15 protein-coding genes are annotated in these 17,931 nt (G+C 43.2%); all 15 read left to right on the forward strand.

Translation table 11 applies throughout. The features are described from left to right. Positions 1-425: 425 nt before the first annotated feature. The 15 genes from AB5618_RS16570 (at position 426) to AB5618_RS16640 (ending at position 17,924) form a co-directional block, all read left to right on the forward strand. On the forward strand, positions 426-1,067 hold the full coding sequence (locus AB5618_RS16570; protein ID WP_148461226.1) for a class I SAM-dependent methyltransferase: 642 nt from the start codon (positions 426-428) through the stop codon (positions 1,065-1,067). A 27-nt stretch (positions 1,068-1,094) separates the two neighbouring features. Next, positions 1,095-1,883, forward strand: coding sequence for a class I SAM-dependent methyltransferase (locus AB5618_RS16575; protein ID WP_334285934.1), 789 nt, complete (start codon positions 1,095-1,097; stop codon positions 1,881-1,883). Between the two features lie 26 nt (positions 1,884-1,909). Continuing rightward, a complete protein-coding gene (locus AB5618_RS16580; RefSeq protein ID WP_148461228.1) occupies positions 1,910-2,845 on the forward strand; it encodes an acyl-CoA thioester hydrolase/BAAT C-terminal domain-containing protein in 936 nt (311 codons plus the stop codon). Positions 2,846-2,867: 22 nt separating this feature from the next. Next, positions 2,868-3,662: a hypothetical protein gene (locus AB5618_RS16585; RefSeq protein ID WP_148461229.1), complete on the forward strand. Its 795-nt coding sequence runs from the start codon at positions 2,868-2,870 to the stop codon at positions 3,660-3,662. Positions 3,663-3,945: 283 nt separating this feature from the next. Next, entirely contained in the window at positions 3,946-4,359 is a 414-nt protein-coding gene (locus AB5618_RS16590; protein ID WP_368366917.1) for a hypothetical protein, read from the forward strand. 38 nt (positions 4,360-4,397) lie between these two features. Then, on the forward strand, positions 4,398-6,980 hold the full coding sequence (gene clpB, locus AB5618_RS16595) for an ATP-dependent chaperone ClpB (RefSeq protein WP_148461230.1): 2,583 nt from the start codon (positions 4,398-4,400) through the stop codon (positions 6,978-6,980). A 178-nt stretch (positions 6,981-7,158) separates the two neighbouring features. Then, on the forward strand, positions 7,159-7,332 hold the full coding sequence (locus AB5618_RS16600; RefSeq protein ID WP_118582984.1) for a DUF4250 domain-containing protein: 174 nt from the start codon (positions 7,159-7,161) through the stop codon (positions 7,330-7,332). A gap of 396 nt (positions 7,333-7,728) precedes the next feature. After that, on the forward strand, positions 7,729-8,220 hold the full coding sequence (locus AB5618_RS16605; protein ID WP_226837944.1) for a MarR family winged helix-turn-helix transcriptional regulator: 492 nt from the start codon (positions 7,729-7,731) through the stop codon (positions 8,218-8,220). Positions 8,221-8,297: 77 nt separating this feature from the next. Continuing rightward, positions 8,298-10,460, forward strand: coding sequence for an ABC transporter ATP-binding protein (locus AB5618_RS16610; RefSeq protein WP_148461231.1), 2,163 nt, complete (start codon positions 8,298-8,300; stop codon positions 10,458-10,460). Further along, positions 10,457-12,304, forward strand: coding sequence for an ABC transporter ATP-binding protein (locus tag AB5618_RS16615; RefSeq protein WP_148461232.1), 1,848 nt, complete (start codon positions 10,457-10,459; stop codon positions 12,302-12,304). Before AB5618_RS16610 ends, AB5618_RS16615 begins: the two co-directional genes overlap by 4 nt. Positions 12,305-12,581: 277 nt before the next feature. Beyond that, a complete protein-coding gene (locus AB5618_RS16620; protein WP_148461233.1) occupies positions 12,582-14,657 on the forward strand; it encodes a UvrD-helicase domain-containing protein in 2,076 nt (691 codons plus the stop codon). Between the two features lie 324 nt (positions 14,658-14,981). Beyond that, complete coding sequence (locus AB5618_RS16625) at positions 14,982-15,995, forward strand: hypothetical protein (RefSeq protein WP_173717445.1); 1,014 nt, start codon at positions 14,982-14,984, stop codon at positions 15,993-15,995. 81 nt (positions 15,996-16,076) lie between these two features. Then, complete coding sequence (locus AB5618_RS16630) at positions 16,077-16,838, forward strand: class I SAM-dependent methyltransferase (protein ID WP_148461235.1); 762 nt, start codon at positions 16,077-16,079, stop codon at positions 16,836-16,838. Positions 16,839-16,909: 71 nt separating this feature from the next. Then, on the forward strand, positions 16,910-17,788 hold the full coding sequence (gene hslO / locus AB5618_RS16635; RefSeq protein WP_148461236.1) for an Hsp33 family molecular chaperone HslO: 879 nt from the start codon (positions 16,910-16,912) through the stop codon (positions 17,786-17,788). Positions 17,789-17,858: 70 nt separating this feature from the next. Next, positions 17,859-17,924, forward strand: coding sequence for a DUF6783 domain-containing protein (locus AB5618_RS16640; RefSeq protein WP_368366919.1), 66 nt, complete (start codon positions 17,859-17,861; stop codon positions 17,922-17,924). Positions 17,925-17,931: the final 7 nt, after the last annotated feature.

Consider the following 17,931-nt stretch of genomic DNA (forward strand, 5'->3'; position numbering starts at 1 on the left):
TGTATACTGTTTACTACAAATTGCTGTTGGTTCCAGGGCAGGAATATTAGACGAAATAGTCAGTGAGGTTTCTATGGCGATTTCTATTTTTCGCTATGGATGGAAAAATATGGATTGTTCTGAATGTGAGACATAATGACAAAATCTGCTTGATAAACCAGATAAAGGTGATATACTGGATGCATAAGAAAAGAAACCGTGTGGAATTACAGTTTTGTTTTCACACGGTTTTTTAGAAGATATGAGTTAGATAATACTAACACTGGCGACTTACTTGAAAAAGAGGGCAGATTTTTATGAAAATATTGATTTATGGAAAATGAATATTTGGGGTTTCCTGTCTTTACAAATTCTAATGGTTATGTGAAAAAATTGAAGACATGTGAATGTAAGGCGAAAACAGCACAGTGATTGGAGGAAAAAGCATGAGAAACGAAGAATACAAAAGGTTGTCGATTGCTGAATTTACAAAAGCAGCAGGAAGATATGAAAGTAACCATGCGGGTATATACGAAATGTGTAAGAAGGATTATCCAGATATTCTGGCGGAGCTGGAGAAAGAGTCGTTTAGAGAATTGTTGGATGCAGGCTGTGGTCCGGCTCCAATGATTTCTTTATTATCAGAAAAATATCCAGACAGGCATTATACCGGGTTGGATCTGACTCCTGCGATGATCGAACAGGCAAAAAAGAAAGAGATTCCAAATGCAACATTTGTTGTGGGAGACTGTGAGAATTTTCCTTTTGAAAATGATTCATTTGATGCAATTATTTGTTCTATGAGTTTCCATCATTATCCGGATCCACAGGCATTTTTTGACAGTGTAAAAAGATGCCTTCGCCCAAATGGGAGATTGATTCTGCGTGATGTGACCAGTGACAATAAAGTATTGGTATGGCTGATGAATACACTGGAAATGCCTTTGGCAAATATATGTGGACATGGAGATGTCCGGGTTCCAACAAGAGATGTGGTCATGAAATGCTGTAGGAAAGCAGGATTAAAAGTAGAAAAATTTGAAATCCGTAAAGGTATGAGGATGCATTGCGTTGTAAGAAAACAATAGAAGAAGGCGATAGACAATGAAAAAAAAGTGAATGTGACAGGTGTGCCGGAAACGATGGTACAGACTTTGTATGCAAGAGCAAAAGAAACAAAAAAGCAAAATGCCAAAATCAAGGATGAGATTGCAGTAGAACTTGTGGAGAAGCTGGACTATAACTTTTCCAAAGCAGATAAGGATAAAGCCATGAATTATGGCGTAATTGCTAGAACAATCGTATTAGACCGGATGGTTAAGCAATATCTGGAGAAGCATGCAAATACAGTTGTTATAAATATTGCATGTGGACTGGATACCAGATGTTATCGGATGGAGAGAAAATATCTGCACTGGTACAATGTGGATCTGTCAGAAACGATGAAGATAAGGAGTCAGTTCCTTACCGAAACTGGTCCGGTATATCAGATTGCAAAGTCTGCAATGGATGAATCCTATGTAGATGATATCGATTATCATGGTGAGAATGTTCTGGTAATAATCGAAGGTCTTACAATGTATTTGTGTGAAAAGGATATTAGAAAAATGTTTTCTATTATTGAGAAATCATTCCAGAAGGTAACCGTAATGGTTGAAACCATGTCCCCTTTTGTTGTAAAACATGTGAAAGAAAAATCTATAGAGGGGAGCAATGCAAAATTCACATGGGGAGTTAAGAATGGAAAGGAACTGCAAAGAATCATACCGGCATTTTCTGTTCGACAGGAAGTCAGTCTGATTGAAGGAATGAAAGAGCTTATGCCGATTTATCATGTGATAGGAAAGTTTCCAATCGTTCGGAACATCTCAAATAAAATAATAGTTATGGAGAAACGTGGCTGATATTATACAAGCAGGAGATGATACAGATGATGAAAAGACATTTTGATGTGGAATCAGATGGATTTTATGGTGCATACTGGAAATGCAAAACAGGTTCAGACTGTGCAATGATTGCAATGATCGGAGATGATCCGGAGGATTATCTGGCGCGTACATCCGTGAAATGGCTACATAAACTCGGTGTGAATGTGATGACAATGTCACCTGGAAAAAAGGATTATGGACATCACAATTATCCGCTGGAACGTATAGAGAAAGCAATCGATTGGTTAAAAGTACATGGTAATCAGAAGATAGGTATTGTCGGGGCATCTACTACAGGAACACTTGCCTTAACTGCCGCTTCTTATTTTGAAGATATTACATTGACGATCGGTCTGACACCGAGTGACTTTGTCTGGCAGGGATTTATGCAGGGCAAAAAGGATGGCTGTAAGGAATGGCCGATAGAGGGAGAATCTCTTTTTTCGTATAAAGGAGAACCACTTCCGTACATGTCTTTTTGCTATGAACATCCGGATTACTGGCATGTGATTGAAAAAGAAACAAAGCGAACCGGTGATATGATTAATTCAAGAAAACTGTTTGACGATTCGGAAAAGGCTCATCCAATCCAAGAAGACGAGATGATCAAAATTGAAAAGATCAATGGAACATTATTGCTGATTGGTGCGGAAGATGATGTGTTGTGGGATACTGCAAAATACATCCGCCGAATGAAGCAGCGTATAAAAGAACATCCGCATACATGCAGATTAGAGTCTGTAATTTATGAGCATGGAACCCATTTTGTTTTTCCAGAGAGCATGCTAAAGACAATGCTTCCGGTTGGTTCCGGACTCTTTGTGAAACTGGCATTTCAGGCAGCAAGAAAACATCCGAAAGAATGTCGCAGAGCACGTCTGGATATTGACCAGCGGGTGAGAAATGCTGTTGCAAAATGGAAGAGAGTAGATAGATAAAAAATAGACAGAAGGTGGAAGTGTGGTATTTAAAACAACAGGAAATAAATCAAATCCAGTCATTTTGTTTTTTCATGCAATGGGAGTAACTGGGGAAAGCAGTATGCCGGTTGCAGAGAAAATGGCAGAAAAATATTATTGCATTATGCCAACATCGACTGTGTATTGCTCCGGACAGAGGTATCAAAGCAAAAGAGATGAGATACAACAGATTGTACGATTTTTGGTGAACCATGGAATCAAAGAAATAGAACTTATAGTTGCATCTTCGATTGGAGCAGATCTCGCCATGGCATTCCTGACAGAGATAAAAATACCGGTAAAGCATGTTTTTTTTGATGGCGGGCAGTTTGCACAGATTGGAAAGGCAACACGCAGAATCATGGTTCCGTTCTTATATATAGCAATGAAAAGTTTATATTGGTCAAAAGGAAAGACACTAAAGAGAATCATGTGGTGTGACGATGATAAAATTAAACCTTATTTTATAGAGGCAGGAAAGAACTTGACGTATGGAAATCTGAGAAGACAGCTGACAGACAGTTTGGAAGATAAGCCATTTTCAGAACTGTCAGAAGAATTGCAGAAACATACATTCTGGGAATTTGGAAGTATAGAAGAACATTTTAAATACAGAAATGCAGTGATGCAGACTTATATATACGGTAACTTTCCGGTTTTTGAGGGATTCAACCATATGCAGTATCAAATTCAAAATCCGGAGGGATTTGCCAGAATGTTGGAAATGATTATTGAGACCGACCGATTACCGGAATTGACATTTGCGAAAAATAAAAAATCTAAACAGCTGACTTGATTATATCTATGATCATTATGATAATTTTAGATTATTGTTGAAATGCGGAGACAGTGGAAAATTTGAATTATTCATACACAATATAGTGGATCGTGAAATGAAGTCCAGCCTGAAATATTTGGAAAAAATGAAGGAGGCTGGTGTAAAAATACCGGTTGTAGAGGAAAGCCTTATGCACATGACAGGATGCAAGTCATGAGGAAGTGGTGGCAGCGGCATTCCAAGAATTATAGACAAAGTAAAAGCTTCCGGACTGCAGGAGCCGGAGTTTATTGGTGGCGAAGTGGATTTGCGTATCAATATTTATCGAGGTCAGGTTGATACAAATAACGCCATAATTAACGCCAATGGCACTAAAAATGGCGCTAATGGCGTTAAATGTGGTGCCGATGATGGCACTAATGACGCTGAAGTGCCGCTTAATAAGGAACAGACGCAGATAGAAAAATTGTTGCAGATTATAGAGAAGAATCCGTCCAAGCAAATTTGCAGGGCGTTTATTTTCGCCATTTGCATGGCATGTAGATTTAACAAATTCTTCACAAAAAAAATTAGCACTCACCTCTTGACAGTGCTAACAATCGGTGATATATTAAAAACCGTAATAAGAAACTACCTATACAAAACGCAGCCCCTGCGAGTTACTTTTTTAAAGAGCCGCGGCAGCTGCGTTTTATATATAAAAATAGGTGGGTGAAATTATTTTCATTCACCCAAGCTGAAGGAGGAGAGCCTATGAACATCAGCAAATTTACGCAGAAATCCGTACAGGCTGTTCAGAATCTGGAGAAGGTTGCTTACGAATACGGCAATCAGGAAATTGAACAGGAACATCTGTTATATACCCTCCTGACACAGGAAGACAGCCTGATTCTCAAGCTTATTGAGAAAATGGAAATAAATAAAGATTACTTTGTTGATACTGTAAAGAAAGCTCTGGATGCCAAGGTAAAGGTATCCGGCGGAGAACTTAGATTCGGACAGTATCTGAATAAGGCTTTGGTAAACGCAGAAGATGAAGCGAAGGCAATGGGAGATGAATACGTATCCGTAGAGCATCTTTTCCTGGCACTTCTGAAATATCCAAGTCCCAGCATGAAGAAAATCTGGAGCGAATTCGGCATTACCAAAGAACGCTTTCTGCAGGCACTTTCCACAGTGCGTGGGAATCAGCGTGTAGTAAGCGATAACCCGGAAGCCACATACGATACACTGAATAAATACGGCGAAGATCTTGTAGAGAAAGCAAGAAGCCAGAAACTGGATCCGGTAATCGGACGTGACAGTGAGATCCGGAATGTGATCCGTATTCTTTCCCGTAAGACCAAGAACAATCCGGTTCTCATCGGTGAACCTGGTGTTGGTAAAACAGCCGCTGTGGAAGGTCTTGCACAGCGAATTGTAGCAGGAGATGTTCCAGAAGCACTGAAGGATAAGAAAATTTTTGCCCTGGATATGGGTGCACTGGTAGCAGGTGCCAAATACCGTGGTGAATTTGAGGAACGTCTGAAAGCGGTTCTTGAAGAGGTAAAAAAGAGCGAAGGTCAGATCATCCTGTTTATTGATGAGCTTCATCTGATCGTAGGTGCAGGTAAGACGGATGGCGCAATGGATGCCAGCAATATGCTGAAACCAATGCTTGCCCGTGGTGAGCTTCACTGCATCGGTGCTACCACATTGGATGAATACCGTCAGTATATTGAGAAAGATGCCGCCCTGGAACGTCGTTTCCAGCCGGTTATGGTAGATGAGCCAACTGTGGAGGATACTATTTCTATCCTTCGTGGTCTGAGAGAACGTTACGAAGTATTCCATGGTGTTAAAATCACAGACAGTGCACTTGTTGCAGCTGCAACACTTTCACATCGTTATATTACAGACCGTTTTCTTCCGGATAAGGCAATTGACCTGGTAGATGAGGCCTGTGCCCTGATCAAGACAGAGCTGGATTCCATGCCGACAGAGCTGGATGAGCAGCGCCGTAAAATCGATCAGATGAAAATGGAAGAGCTGTCTCTGAAGAAGGAGACCGATAATTTAAGTAAAGAGCGTCTGGAAGAGCTTCAGAAGGAGCTTGCGGAAATGCAGGATTCTTTCAACACCCAGAAGGCTCAGTGGGAGAACGAGAAACATTCTGTAGAGAAGCTTCAGAAGCTTCGTGAACAGATTGAGGATATGAACAAACAGATCCAGATCGCAAGACAGAACTATGATCTGGAGAAAGCTTCCGAATTGCAGTATGGCGAGCTGCCGAAATTACAGCAGCAGCTGGAAATCGAAGAGCGCAATACAAAAGAGAGCGACAGAAGCCTTGTCCACGAAGTAGTAACAGACGATGAGATCGCAAGGATCATTTCCCGTTGGACTGGCATTCCGGTAGCAAGGCTGACAGAGGGAGAGCGTGCCAAACTGCTTCATCTGGAAGATGAGCTCCACAAACGTGTTATCGGTCAGGACGAGGGTGTACGCCGTGTAACAGATGCCATCCTTCGTTCCAAAGCAGGAATCAAAGATCCGACCAAACCAATCGGTTCTTTCCTGTTCCTTGGACCTACCGGTGTTGGTAAAACAGAGCTTGCCAAAACCCTTGCACAGACTCTTTTCGATGATGAGCAGAATATGGTTCGTATCGACATGAGCGAGTACATGGAGAAATACTCTGTATCCAGACTGATCGGAGCTCCTCCGGGATATGTTGGATACGAGGAAGGCGGACAGCTTACAGAGGCTGTTCGTCGGAAACCGTACAGCGTTGTACTTTTCGATGAGATTGAGAAGGCACATCCAGATGTATTCAATGTACTTCTGCAGGTACTGGATGATGGTCGTATTACCGATTCCCAGGGACGTACTGTAGACTTCAAGAATACAATTCTGATCATGACCTCCAATATCGGATCTCCTTATCTGCTAGATGGTATTGATGAAAATGGAGAAATCAAGGAAGAAGCCCAGAAAGAGGTTATGGATGATCTGCGCGGACATTTCCGTCCGGAATTCCTGAACCGTCTTGATGAGATCATTCTGTTTAAGCCGTTGACAAAAGATAATATTGGTAGTATCGTTGATCTGATGGTAAAAGAGCTGAATGACCGTCTTGCCGACCAGGAGCTTTCCTTGGAACTGACAGATGCAGCCAAGAGGGATGTCATTGACAATGGTTACGATCCTGTCTACGGTGCAAGACCTCTGAAGCGTTATCTTCAGAAATATGTAGAGACACTGACTGCCAGGAAGATCCTTTCAGGTGAAGTCCATACCGGCGATACACTGGTACTGGATGTGGAGAATGGAGAGTATGTGGTTAAAGTGAAGTAAAGGTTACTGTTCACTGGTAACGTTCCGCGAGGCGTTTTTTGTGAACAAAGTTCACAGAAAACCCGAGAATTGCGGCGCGAAATCATGCGAATGCATGATTTCTGTGCATCGCGAAGCGCGTTACTGTGAACGGAGTGAACAGTAACAAGTAAAGGAAAAGAAAAGGAGTCCAAGTCTTATGATACCAAAAGATCCTATGATTTTGCTTAGTTATGTAAATACCCAGCTTCGGGATTATTACGATTCTCTGGAAGCCCTGTGCACCTGCCGCGGACTGAACAGGGAATCCCTGTTGGATAAGATGGATTCCATCGACTACCACTACGACGAAGAGACCAACCAGTTTATTTGAAATCACAATATTCAATAATTTAATACCGCTTGTTAAAGCTGTGAAAACCGCTTGGCAGGCGGTATTTTTTTGTAACAGGAAATTCCTGTTACGTATTACATAAAAAGCCTACCGGGCAGGATTCTTTTTATCATGAAAACTCCGGACAACAGATACTGTGGTCTTATACATAATAATTAGCCGACAAAATAAATACATATTTTCAATTCAATAAAATTAAGCTATAAATCTAAAAAAAATATAAACTGCACAAAAAACACTTGCGCTTTTTGTGAAAAAGTGTAAACTATAAAATTAGTCGGCTAACTAATATAAGAAAGCTGAACAGGAACCTGAAACTGTGATACACACTCCAAAGCCTGTATCTCAGTTTCAGACAGCAAGTGAGGTGAGAATTTGGAAAACGACAATGAGAAAAGCATTCAACGTCTGATTATGGAAATCAGCCGCATGTATGTGGAAAAATGCTTTGGTAAATTAAAAGGTCTGGGAATCCATCCAAGACAAATGCCTATTCTGGCTGTTCTGTGGAAAGAAGACGGATGCAGCCAGAAAGAACTGGCCAGCCAGTTAGGCGTGAAGCCGCCTACTGTTACCGTAAGTATCCAACGCCTGGAAAAAATCGGTATTATAGTTCGAAAACAGGATGAAAAAGATCAACGCATAAGCCGGATTTATCTTACAGAAGAAGGAAAAGCAATAATTAATGAAGGTATGCGAATGGTAAAGGAAGGAGAAAAACAGGTTCTGACAGGATTTTCCGAAAGTGAGTTATGTCTGATGAAACGATTCTGCATACAGATTAAGGAAAATATTGCGGCAATGCCAGCACCAGAGTTTTCACCGGAAGAAATGTGCATGGGACATTTTTGCCATAATAAAAAGTAGCACAGGAAACTGAAAAACAAAGCAAAAGGCAGAAAAGCCCGGATGCTTTGAAAAAATGTAGAAAGGACAACCCAAGCATGATTAAATTAATGAAGTATCTGAAAAAATCAGCAGGCTACATCGTCCTGATCATTGGACTGCTGTTTTTGCAGGCATACTGTGATCTGTCCTTGCCGGATTATACCTCCAAGGTAATTAACGTAGGGATCCAGCAGGGGGGAATACCAGATGGTGTTCCGGAAAAAATGCGTCAGAGCACAATGGAAAATCTGCATATTTTTATGGACGAAGACACACAGAAAGAAGTTCAGGACTCTTATGTCCTGGATGGAGACACATATGAACTGAAAGATGGCATTACAGGGGATAAACGTGAGGAATTAAACGATCTTCTGTGCAAACCTCTGATGATGTACACCTCTTTTACCTCTGGCAGTGAAGAGAGCCAGAAAATGCTTTCCCAGATGCAGGTACCGGAAGGAACGGACCCAATGCAGGTTTTGTCAGCAATGCCGGAGGATGCAAAAAAACAGATGCTGGAGGCTGCAGATGAGAAGCTTTCCGACATGCCGGAATCCATTCTTACACAGGCCGCTGTCAGTGGTGTAAAAACAGAATACGAAGCTATGGGCGAGGATTCGGACGCAATTCAGATGAATTACATCCGGACATCCGGAATCCAGATGGTTCTGATGGCGCTGGTGATCATGCTGACCGCTGTAAGTGTTACCTTCCTTTCAGCAAGAGTGGCAGCAGCCCTTGGACATGATCTGCGAGATAATGTATACCGCAAGGTTATTCATTTCTCCAGTAACGAATATCATAAATTTTCCACTGCATCCCTGATCACGCGAAGTACCAACGATGTGCAGCAGGTACAGCAGGTTATGACCATGATGTTCAGAATCGTTCTGTATGCGCCCATCCTTGGCATCGGAGGCGTGATCAAGGTTCTCCAGACCGATTCCTCCATGACCTGGATCCTTGGAGCCGCAGTAGCCATCATTCTGATTGTTATTTTTGTACTGTTCCAGATTGCAATGCCGAAATTCACCAGGCTGCAGACTCTCATTGACCGTCTGAACCTGGTAACCAGGGAAATCCTTACCGGAATCCCGGTTATCCGCGCATTCAGCCGTGAGAAGCATGAGGAAGAGCGTTTTGAAAAAGCAAATATGGATCTGACAAAGACAAACCTGTTTGTAAACCGCTGTATGACATTTATGATGCCGATCATGATGCTGATCATGAACGGTGTATCTGTAGCGATTATCTATTTCGGTGCACATGGCGTTGACAATGGAACTATGCAGGTAGGAAATATGATGGCATTTATCCAGTACGCTATGCAGATTATTATGTCCTTCCTGATGATCACAGCTATTTCCATTATGCTCCCAAGGGCAAACGTGGCAGCAGGCCGAATCTGTGAGGTTCTGGAAATGGAGCCATCTGTAAATGATCCGGAGGAACCGGTAATGCCAGATAAGCAGGAAAAAGGAACGGTCGAATTTGACCATGTAAGCTTCGCTTATCCGGAAGCAGGGGAAAATGTCATCAACGACATTACCTTTAAGGCAGAAAAAGGCCAGACTGTTGCTATCATCGGAAGTACCGGAAGCGGCAAGAGTACGCTGATCAACCTGATCCCCAGATTTTATGATGCAACGAAGGGCTGTGTCAAAGTAGATGGTGTGGATGTACGAAATATGACACAGCATGAGCTTCGTGACCGTCTGGGCTATGTACCTCAGAAGGGAGTCCTGTTCTCTGGAACCATCGACTCCAACATTCGTTACGGTAAGCCGGATATGCCAGAGGAAGATGTAAAACTGGCAGCTCAGATCGCACAGTCTGATGACTTTATTGAAGCGAAACCGGAAGGCTACAAAGCACCTATTTCCCAGGGAGGAAATAATGTATCCGGTGGCCAGAAGCAGCGTCTTTCCATTGCAAGAGCGATTGCCAAAAAGCCGGAGATCCTGATTTTTGACGACAGCTTTTCCGCACTTGATTTCAAGACTGACAGCAAGCTTCGCAAGGCCCTGAAGGAAAAGACAAAGGATATTACCACTATTATCGTAGCACAGCGAATCAGCACCATCCTGAATGCAGATCAGATCATCGTGCTGGATGACGGAAATATGGCAGGCATCGGCACCCACAAGGAACTGATGAAGAACTGCGAGGTTTACCGCCAGATCGCCATGTCACAGCTTTCAGAGGAGGAATTAGCATGAGTGAAAACAAAGCCAGAGGCCCTGTGATGGGTGGTCATCGGAGCCGTGCAATGAACTCCGGGGAAAAGGCAAAAGACTTTAAAGGAGCAATGAAACGACTTTTGAAATACATGGAACGCTACAAAATCCGTTTCGTTCTCATGTTTCTGTTTGCAATTGCAGGAACCATTTTTAACATTGTAGGACCAAAGATCCTTGGAAAGGCAACAACAGAGCTTTTTAACGGCCTGGTAGCCAAGGTAAACGGCACCGGAAGCATTGATTTTGAAAAAATTGGCTATATTTTGTTATGGACATTAGGACTGTATCTGGCAAGTGCCTGCTTCTCCTTTATCCAGGGTTATGTGATGACCGGAATTTCCAACGACGTTACCTACAATTTACGTAAAGATATTTCAAAGAAATTCAGCCGCCTCCCAATGAACTATTATGAGAGCCGGACAAACGGCGAAATCCTTTCTCGCGTAACGAACGATGTGGATACCCTTCAGATGAGCCTGAACCAGAGTATTACCCAGCTGATCACATCAGTTACCACCCTGATCGGTGTGTTTGTGATGATGCTGTCCATCAATGTGTGGATGACTCTGGCTGCCCTTCTGATCCTTCCGCTGTCCATGCTTATCATCAATTTCGTTATGAAGCACTCCCAGAAATATTTCCAGGCACAGCAGAAGTATCTGGGTGAGGTAAATGGCCAGATTGAAGAGAACTACGGTGGACACAATGTAGTGAAGGTATTTAATAAAGAAGAAGACGTAGTTGCAGAATTTGAAAAAGACAACCAGAAGCTTTACGAATCAGCATGGAAATCCCAGTTTTTCTCCGGAATCATGATGCCGGTCATGCAGTTTGTTGGAAACCTTGGATATGTTATGGTAGCCCTTCTTGGAGGATGGTTCACGATCAAAGGTTCTATTGAAGTAGGTGATATTCAGTCCTTCTTCCAGTACATCCGTAACTTTACCCAGCCCATCCAGCAGATCGCACAGGTAACCAACCTGCTTCAGTCCTCAGCAGCCGCTTCCGAGCGTGTGTTTGAGTTCCTGGATGAGGAGGAAGAGGAGACCACCAAAGAGAATGCCGTTTCTATTGACGGGCTCAGCGGAAATGTAGAATTTGATCATGTAAGCTTCGGTTACAATCCGGAAAAGATCATTGTCCACGATTTTTCGGCAAAGGTCAGAGACGGTCAGAAAATTGCGATTGTAGGTCCTACCGGTGCAGGAAAAACCACCATGGTTAAGCTACTCATGCGTTTCTATGATGTAAACAGTGGTTCTATTAAGGTAGATGGCCATGATGTAAAAGATTTCAACAGAAGCGAGCTTCATGAAATGTTTGGAATGGTGCTTCAGGACACCTGGCTGTTTTCCGGAACCATTATGGAAAACATCCGCTATGGACGGCTGGATGCTACCGATGAGGAAGTGATCGCAGCAGCAAAGGCTGCTCATATCCACAACTTTATCATGCAGCAGCCGGGAGGCTATAACATGGTTCTGGATGAGGAGACCAGCAATGTTTCCCAGGGACAGAAACAGCTTCTGACAATTGCAAGAGCCATTCTTGCAGACAATAAGATCCTGATCCTGGATGAGGCTACCTCCTCTGTTGATACCAGAACCGAGGTACAGATCCAGAAAGCTATGGATAACCTGATGAAAGGCAGAACCAGCTTTGTCATCGCTCACAGACTTTCTACCATCAGGGACGCAGATCTGATCCTGGTTATGAAGGATGGCGACATTATCGAGCAGGGCAGCCATGAAGAGCTGCTTGCAAAGAAAGGTTTCTACGCAGATCTTTACAACAGCCAGTTTGATAAGACGCAGACCGCATAAAAGTAAGTGAAACAGATAAAAAAATACAGCAGCTTTTTCGGAAAATATACGGAAAAACTGCTGTTTTTTTTGTCTTCAGAGAGAAAAAATCCAGGGATTTGCTGTCTGTACTTTTACCCTCAGATAATGTATAATGGAGCAAAGTTTCTGCCGGAAAGGAAGGCAGGGACAAAGTCATGACAACGAAAAAACCTCATTTATTGCAGCAGCTCTGGGTGTCTTTTTACAAGACTGGTAGAAAGGGCTGCAGCGCGAATGTTAAAGGAGTATACCCCCAATGACAATTGATAATAAAGACGGAGCAGCTTTTCTTGCATACGTTACAGATAAATTAGAAACCAGGATCGCCCATATCAGCCAGTCCATTCTGGAAGGACAGAAGGATATCGAAGGAATGCATGAGTATTACTGGGAGAACTATACGGAGATGGACCAGTATGGTTACGAAAATTTCGATAACCAGCAGGCACTTCTTCACCAGATCAACGCCAACGAGCAGCAGATCCATCTGCGAAAAAGATTTCGTAAAATGCTGGATTCCCCTTTCTTTGGAAGAGTGGATTTCGTATTTGAAGGGGATGAGGAGCCGGAGATCTTTTATATTGGAATCGGAAATTTCGCAGAAGAGGCAGGGCATACGCCTCTGATCTATGACTGGCGTGCTCCTGTCAGCGGGCTTTTTTATGACTATGATAAAGGTCCGGCGTCTTATCAGGCACCGCTGGGAACCATCTGCGGTGAAATTGCCTCCAAGTGGCAGTACAAGATTCGAAATGGCCGTATGATTTACCAGTTTGAAAGTGATGTGAAGATTGATGACGAGATTCTTATGGCAGAGCTTGGCAGCGGAGGCAGCACTGCGCTGAAAAATATTGTCCGCACCATCCAGAAAGAGCAGAATGCCATCATTCGAAACACCAGGGATAAGATCATGGTAATCCAGGGCGCAGCCGGAAGCGGCAAGACCTCCATTGCCTTGCACAGAATTGCCTATCTTTTGTATCACGACCGCAAGAACCTGAAATCCTCCAATATCCTGATCCTGTCTCCCAACAGCATCTTTTCTGATTATATTTCCCATATACTTCCGGAACTGGGAGAGGAAAATATTAAAGAAATGAGCTTTGATCTTTTTGCCTACAGACAGCTGAAAGATACGGTATCTGACTGCGAAGACCGCTATGACCAGATTGAGCGCAGCCTGAATTTCCCGGATATGCCTTCCTTATATAAGGAAAAACAGTCCAGGGAATTTTTGAATCAGATGGAGGGGTATCTCACATCCTTGGAAGATGAGCTGATGGATTTTCATGATGTGGAATATAAGAGCTTTACGAAAAAAGAAGAGGAGATCATTGATCTTTTTTACTTTAAATTTCAGGATATCCCTCTGTTATCACGTATGGAGGCAGTTGCAGAGAATTTCATTGATGAGGTAGAGACGCTTCGGGACAATGATATGGATGAGGAAGAACGTGCCATTGTAATGGAGAAATTCATGAATATGTATGAGACACAGGATCTCTATGTGATCTACAGCCGTTTTCTGGAAAGTTGCGGCTATCCGGGACTTCCCCATGTACAGCTTCAGGAGCGAAAGCTTCGTTACGAGGATGTCTATCCGGTACTTTACATGAAGTACCGCCTTCTTCGCCAGACCAGTCACAATGGTATCAAGCACCTGGTAGTAGACGAAATGCAGGATTATTCAAGGCTTCAGTATCTGATCCTTAAAATGATGTTTCCATGCCGTATGACCATCCTGGGGGACAAAGCCCAGACTATGGAAGATGAGGCTCAGGATGTTCTGGGATTTTTACCGAAAATTTTCGGAAAAGATATCCGCAGGATCGTTATGAACAAAAGCTACCGAAACACTGTGGAGATTGCTTCTTATGCGAATCAGCTTGCAGGGATTACAGATATGGATTTGTTTGATCGTCATGGCGATCCGGTGGAAGAATTATTTTTTAAAGGGAAAAAACAGCAGGCAATGGAAGCGGCTCTGGACGAGCTTGTGAATAAGCTTCAGCTGGGAACGGAACAGTTTGAGACAGCTGCGTTGATCCTTCGCACGGAATCTGAGGCAAAAGAAGCCGCCCGCATTTTGAAAGAAAAACTGGAAAATACAGGGTTTGATATGGAAAATCGTTTCTCGTACCTGCATCGTGACAGCAACAGCTTCTGCAAAGGCCTTACAGTTACTACGTTTTATCTTGCAAAAGGTCTGGAATTTGACCAGGTATTTTCCCTGTTCCCTGCAGCAGATCAGAGTCCGATTGCAAAACAGGGACGTTATATTGCTGCTACCAGAGCGCTTCATAAATTGCATATGTACGAATATGGAAAATAAATATTACAAAAGTATGACAAACAGAGCGTAAAATAAAAAAGAAATTCAGGTTAGTAAAATATGCTGTCAAATACAACGTACATTTTGCAGACAGTATTTTACCAACACTCTTTGAAAAAATATATAAAGTTCGTCACGAAAGTTTATAATATTTTCACAGCAAATTTAGATTCTGTAGTGGGAAATCCATTGACAGGATTGTAATAAAATTGTAAAATACAGCTCGGGAGATTTTTATAAACGAGAAATATTTTCGTTTTGTTAATGAAATAGAATAATGTAGATTTACAAAATTTACTTATGAAAAGAAATAAGGAGGATACTATGAAGAACAAAAAGATTTTAGCAATCTTAACGATATCAGCAATTGTTTCTGCAGCTGCTACAGGCTGCAGTTTTGGCGGAGACGAGCCGGAAGAACAGGTAGTGGTAACTGAGACACCTGCTCCGGAAGCAACCGCTACACCTACTCCGGAGCCAACCATCGCGCCAGACGTACAGGACAGCACCTATACATCAAGCAATGGGGCTGTCTCCATTAAGCTTCCAGATGCTACCTGGTCCAATAAGGCGGATGAGGCAGATATGCTCAGTTTCGAATCCCCGGAGCAGGGTAAGATCCTGATCCTTCATGGACAGGGAGAAGAGGATATGTCTTCTGCTATGCTTCCGGATACGCAGGATCTGGCTGTGGCATTAGAGCAGGCTTCTGACCTTGCAGAAGGTACTGACTTTGAGATCCAGGATTATACCGCCAGTGATGTGGAGGGAGTAGGCGTTTATTCTTACACTGTGAAGTACACAGATGCTTCCAAGAGCGGCGGATATGTTTATGCGATCCATAAAATTTATAAGAGCTCTGATGAGTATTACAATATCTGCGGATCTGTTGTGGATGAGGCTTCTTATGCAGGAGTTAAGGCTGCAGTTGATTCCTTCGGAATTGCAGGAGAGTCTTCTTTGAAAGCTGCTGCACCGGTACAGTCTTCTGACAGTGCAGACGGAAGCACTGAGGGAAGTACAGATGGTTCCACTGACGGAACGCAGAGTGCAGGTACTGATTCTGCGTCCTCAGGTGATGGAAGCAGTGATGGAACAATCACAAACTCCGGCGGATTTACCCAGGAGCAGCTTACAGACACCAACCAGACCAGAACTATTTACCGTAACTCCGATGGCCATCCCCTTGTAATTACTCCGGATGGAAATGGAAACTGGGTTGACTTTGATGGAAATACCTATCGTTTTGTAAATAATGAGGACGTTTACGATCAGAATGATGTGGATTATTACTGGCATGGAGAAGGTGCAGACGTATATTACATGCCTGTAGAGTAATAACAGAAAAAGCAGAATGTTGACTTACACGGACACAGCTACCCGGGATGGATGGCTGTGTCCGTGACAGTTGGAGGGAATATGGATAATTTTCAGGCTTATGGCGAATTTGCCAGAGTATATGATATGTTCCAGGACAATGTGGACTACCAGACCTGGGGCAAATGGCTGAAGCAGCAGCTTGCAGCGCAGGGAATCACAGACGGACTTGTGCTGGATCTTGGCTGCGGCACGGGAACCATGACTGAGATACTGGCAGAGGCTGGCTATGACATGATCGGAGTGGATAATTCCGGGGAAATGCTGGCAGAGGCCATGGAGAAGCGGGTAGAGTCCGGGCATGACATCCTGTATCTTCTTCAGGATATGCAGGAGTTTGAACTTTATGGAACCGTACGGGCTGTGGTAAGCGTGTGTGACAGTCTGAATTACATAACAGAGGAAGAGGAGCTGGAGCATGTGTTTGCCCTGGTAAATAATTATCTGGATCCTCAGGGGATTTTTCTGTTTGATATGAATACGGTTTATAAGTATCAGACTATGATCGGGAATACTACGATTGCTGAGAACCGGGATGAGGGAAGCTTTATCTGGGAGAACAGTTATGATGAGGAGACCGGGATTAATACGTATGAGCTGGCTCTGTTTATTCCAAGAGAGGACGGACTTTATGAGAAGGATGAGGAGGTTCACTATCAGAGAGCCTATTCTTTGGAGAAGATTAAGGAACTTATTGGAAAAGCGGGAATGGAGCTTCTGGCAGTGTATGATGCTTATACACTGGAGCCACCGAAGGAAGATAGCGGCAGGCTTACCTTTGTAGTAAGGGAACATGGTAAATGATAATATAATAATAAGATAAATAGCTATAGGATTACGATTAACATTATAACAGTATAGATTGGAGAATACACATGAATGATTATATCATCCGCGCGACTGCAGCTAACGACCAGATCCGTGCATTTGCGACAGTGACCACTGAGATGGTGGAGACTGCAAGAGAGCACCATAATACAAGTCCGGTGGCTACGGCAGCGCTTGGAAGACTTCTGACTGCAGGAGCCATGATGGGCTCCATGATGAAGGGGGAAAAAGATGTTCTGACCCTTCAGATCAAGGCCGGCGGTCCACTTCAGGGAATTACGGTAACTGCCGATTCCCAGGGAAATGTGAAGGGCTATGTAGGAAATCCAGATGTCTGCATTCCGGCAAATTCCAAAGGTAAGCTGGACGTTGCAGGAGCAGTTGGTCCTGGATTCTTGACTGTGATTAAGGATATGGGGCTAAAAGAGCCATACAGCGGACAGGTTATGCTTCAGACCTGTGAGATCGCAGAAGACCTGACCTATTATTTTGCAACAAGCGAGCAGGTACCGTCCGCAGTTGGACTTGGAGTCCTGATGAATAAGAACAATACAGTACGTCAGGCTGGTGGATTTATTGTACAGCTGATGCCATTTGCAGAGGAAGAAGTGATTTCCAGGTTAGAGCAGAACGTACAGAAAATCAACTCTGTCACCAACCTGTTAGAGGAAGGACATACCCCGGAGAGTCTGCTGGAGAAAGTGTTGGAAGGCTTTGACATACAGATTAACGAGAAGATGGACACCCGCTTCCACTGTAACTGCTCCAAGGAGCGAGTAGCGAAAGCGTTGATCAGCATCGGCAGAAAAGAATTAAACGAAATGATCCAGGAAGGCAAGCCAATCGAGATGAACTGCCATTTCTGTAATACCAACTACAATTTTACAGTAGAAGAGCTGAAAGAAATTCTAAGAAGATGCAAATAAGCTGAATTGAGACAGAATCACTATTTTCCGTCATAGAGTTTGCACTGGTGACTGGTGTGCAGATTGCGGTATATTTCACCCAAATTGTGACGCACATCTTGCAGAAAGCCTTTTTCAAACACACTCTAAGGCGTGAAAATGGT

It is taken from the genome of Ruminococcus sp. J1101004sp1_RTP21198st1_B9_RTP21198_201120 (genome assembly GCF_040924245.1).
GTDB lineage: Bacteria > Bacillota > Clostridia > Lachnospirales > Lachnospiraceae > Blautia_A > Blautia_A faecis.

Coding starts and splice junctions, on each gene's coding strand:
- AB5618_RS16570 (WP_148461226.1), top strand. CDS start 426: ATGAGAAACGAAGAATACAAAAGGTTGTCGATTGCTGAATTTACAAAA.
- AB5618_RS16580 (WP_148461228.1), top strand. CDS start 1,910: ATGATGAAAAGACATTTTGATGTGGAATCAGATGGATTTTATGGTGCA.
- clpB (WP_148461230.1), top strand. CDS start 4,398: ATGAACATCAGCAAATTTACGCAGAAATCCGTACAGGCTGTTCAGAAT.
- AB5618_RS16600 (WP_118582984.1), top strand. CDS start 7,159: ATGATACCAAAAGATCCTATGATTTTGCTTAGTTATGTAAATACCCAG.
- AB5618_RS16610 (WP_148461231.1), top strand. CDS start 8,298: ATGATTAAATTAATGAAGTATCTGAAAAAATCAGCAGGCTACATCGTC.
- AB5618_RS16615 (WP_148461232.1), top strand. CDS start 10,457: ATGAGTGAAAACAAAGCCAGAGGCCCTGTGATGGGTGGTCATCGGAGC.
- AB5618_RS16620 (WP_148461233.1), top strand. CDS start 12,582: ATGACAATTGATAATAAAGACGGAGCAGCTTTTCTTGCATACGTTACA.
- AB5618_RS16625 (WP_173717445.1), top strand. CDS start 14,982: ATGAAGAACAAAAAGATTTTAGCAATCTTAACGATATCAGCAATTGTT.
- AB5618_RS16630 (WP_148461235.1), top strand. CDS start 16,077: ATGGATAATTTTCAGGCTTATGGCGAATTTGCCAGAGTATATGATATG.
- hslO (WP_148461236.1), top strand. CDS start 16,910: ATGAATGATTATATCATCCGCGCGACTGCAGCTAACGACCAGATCCGT.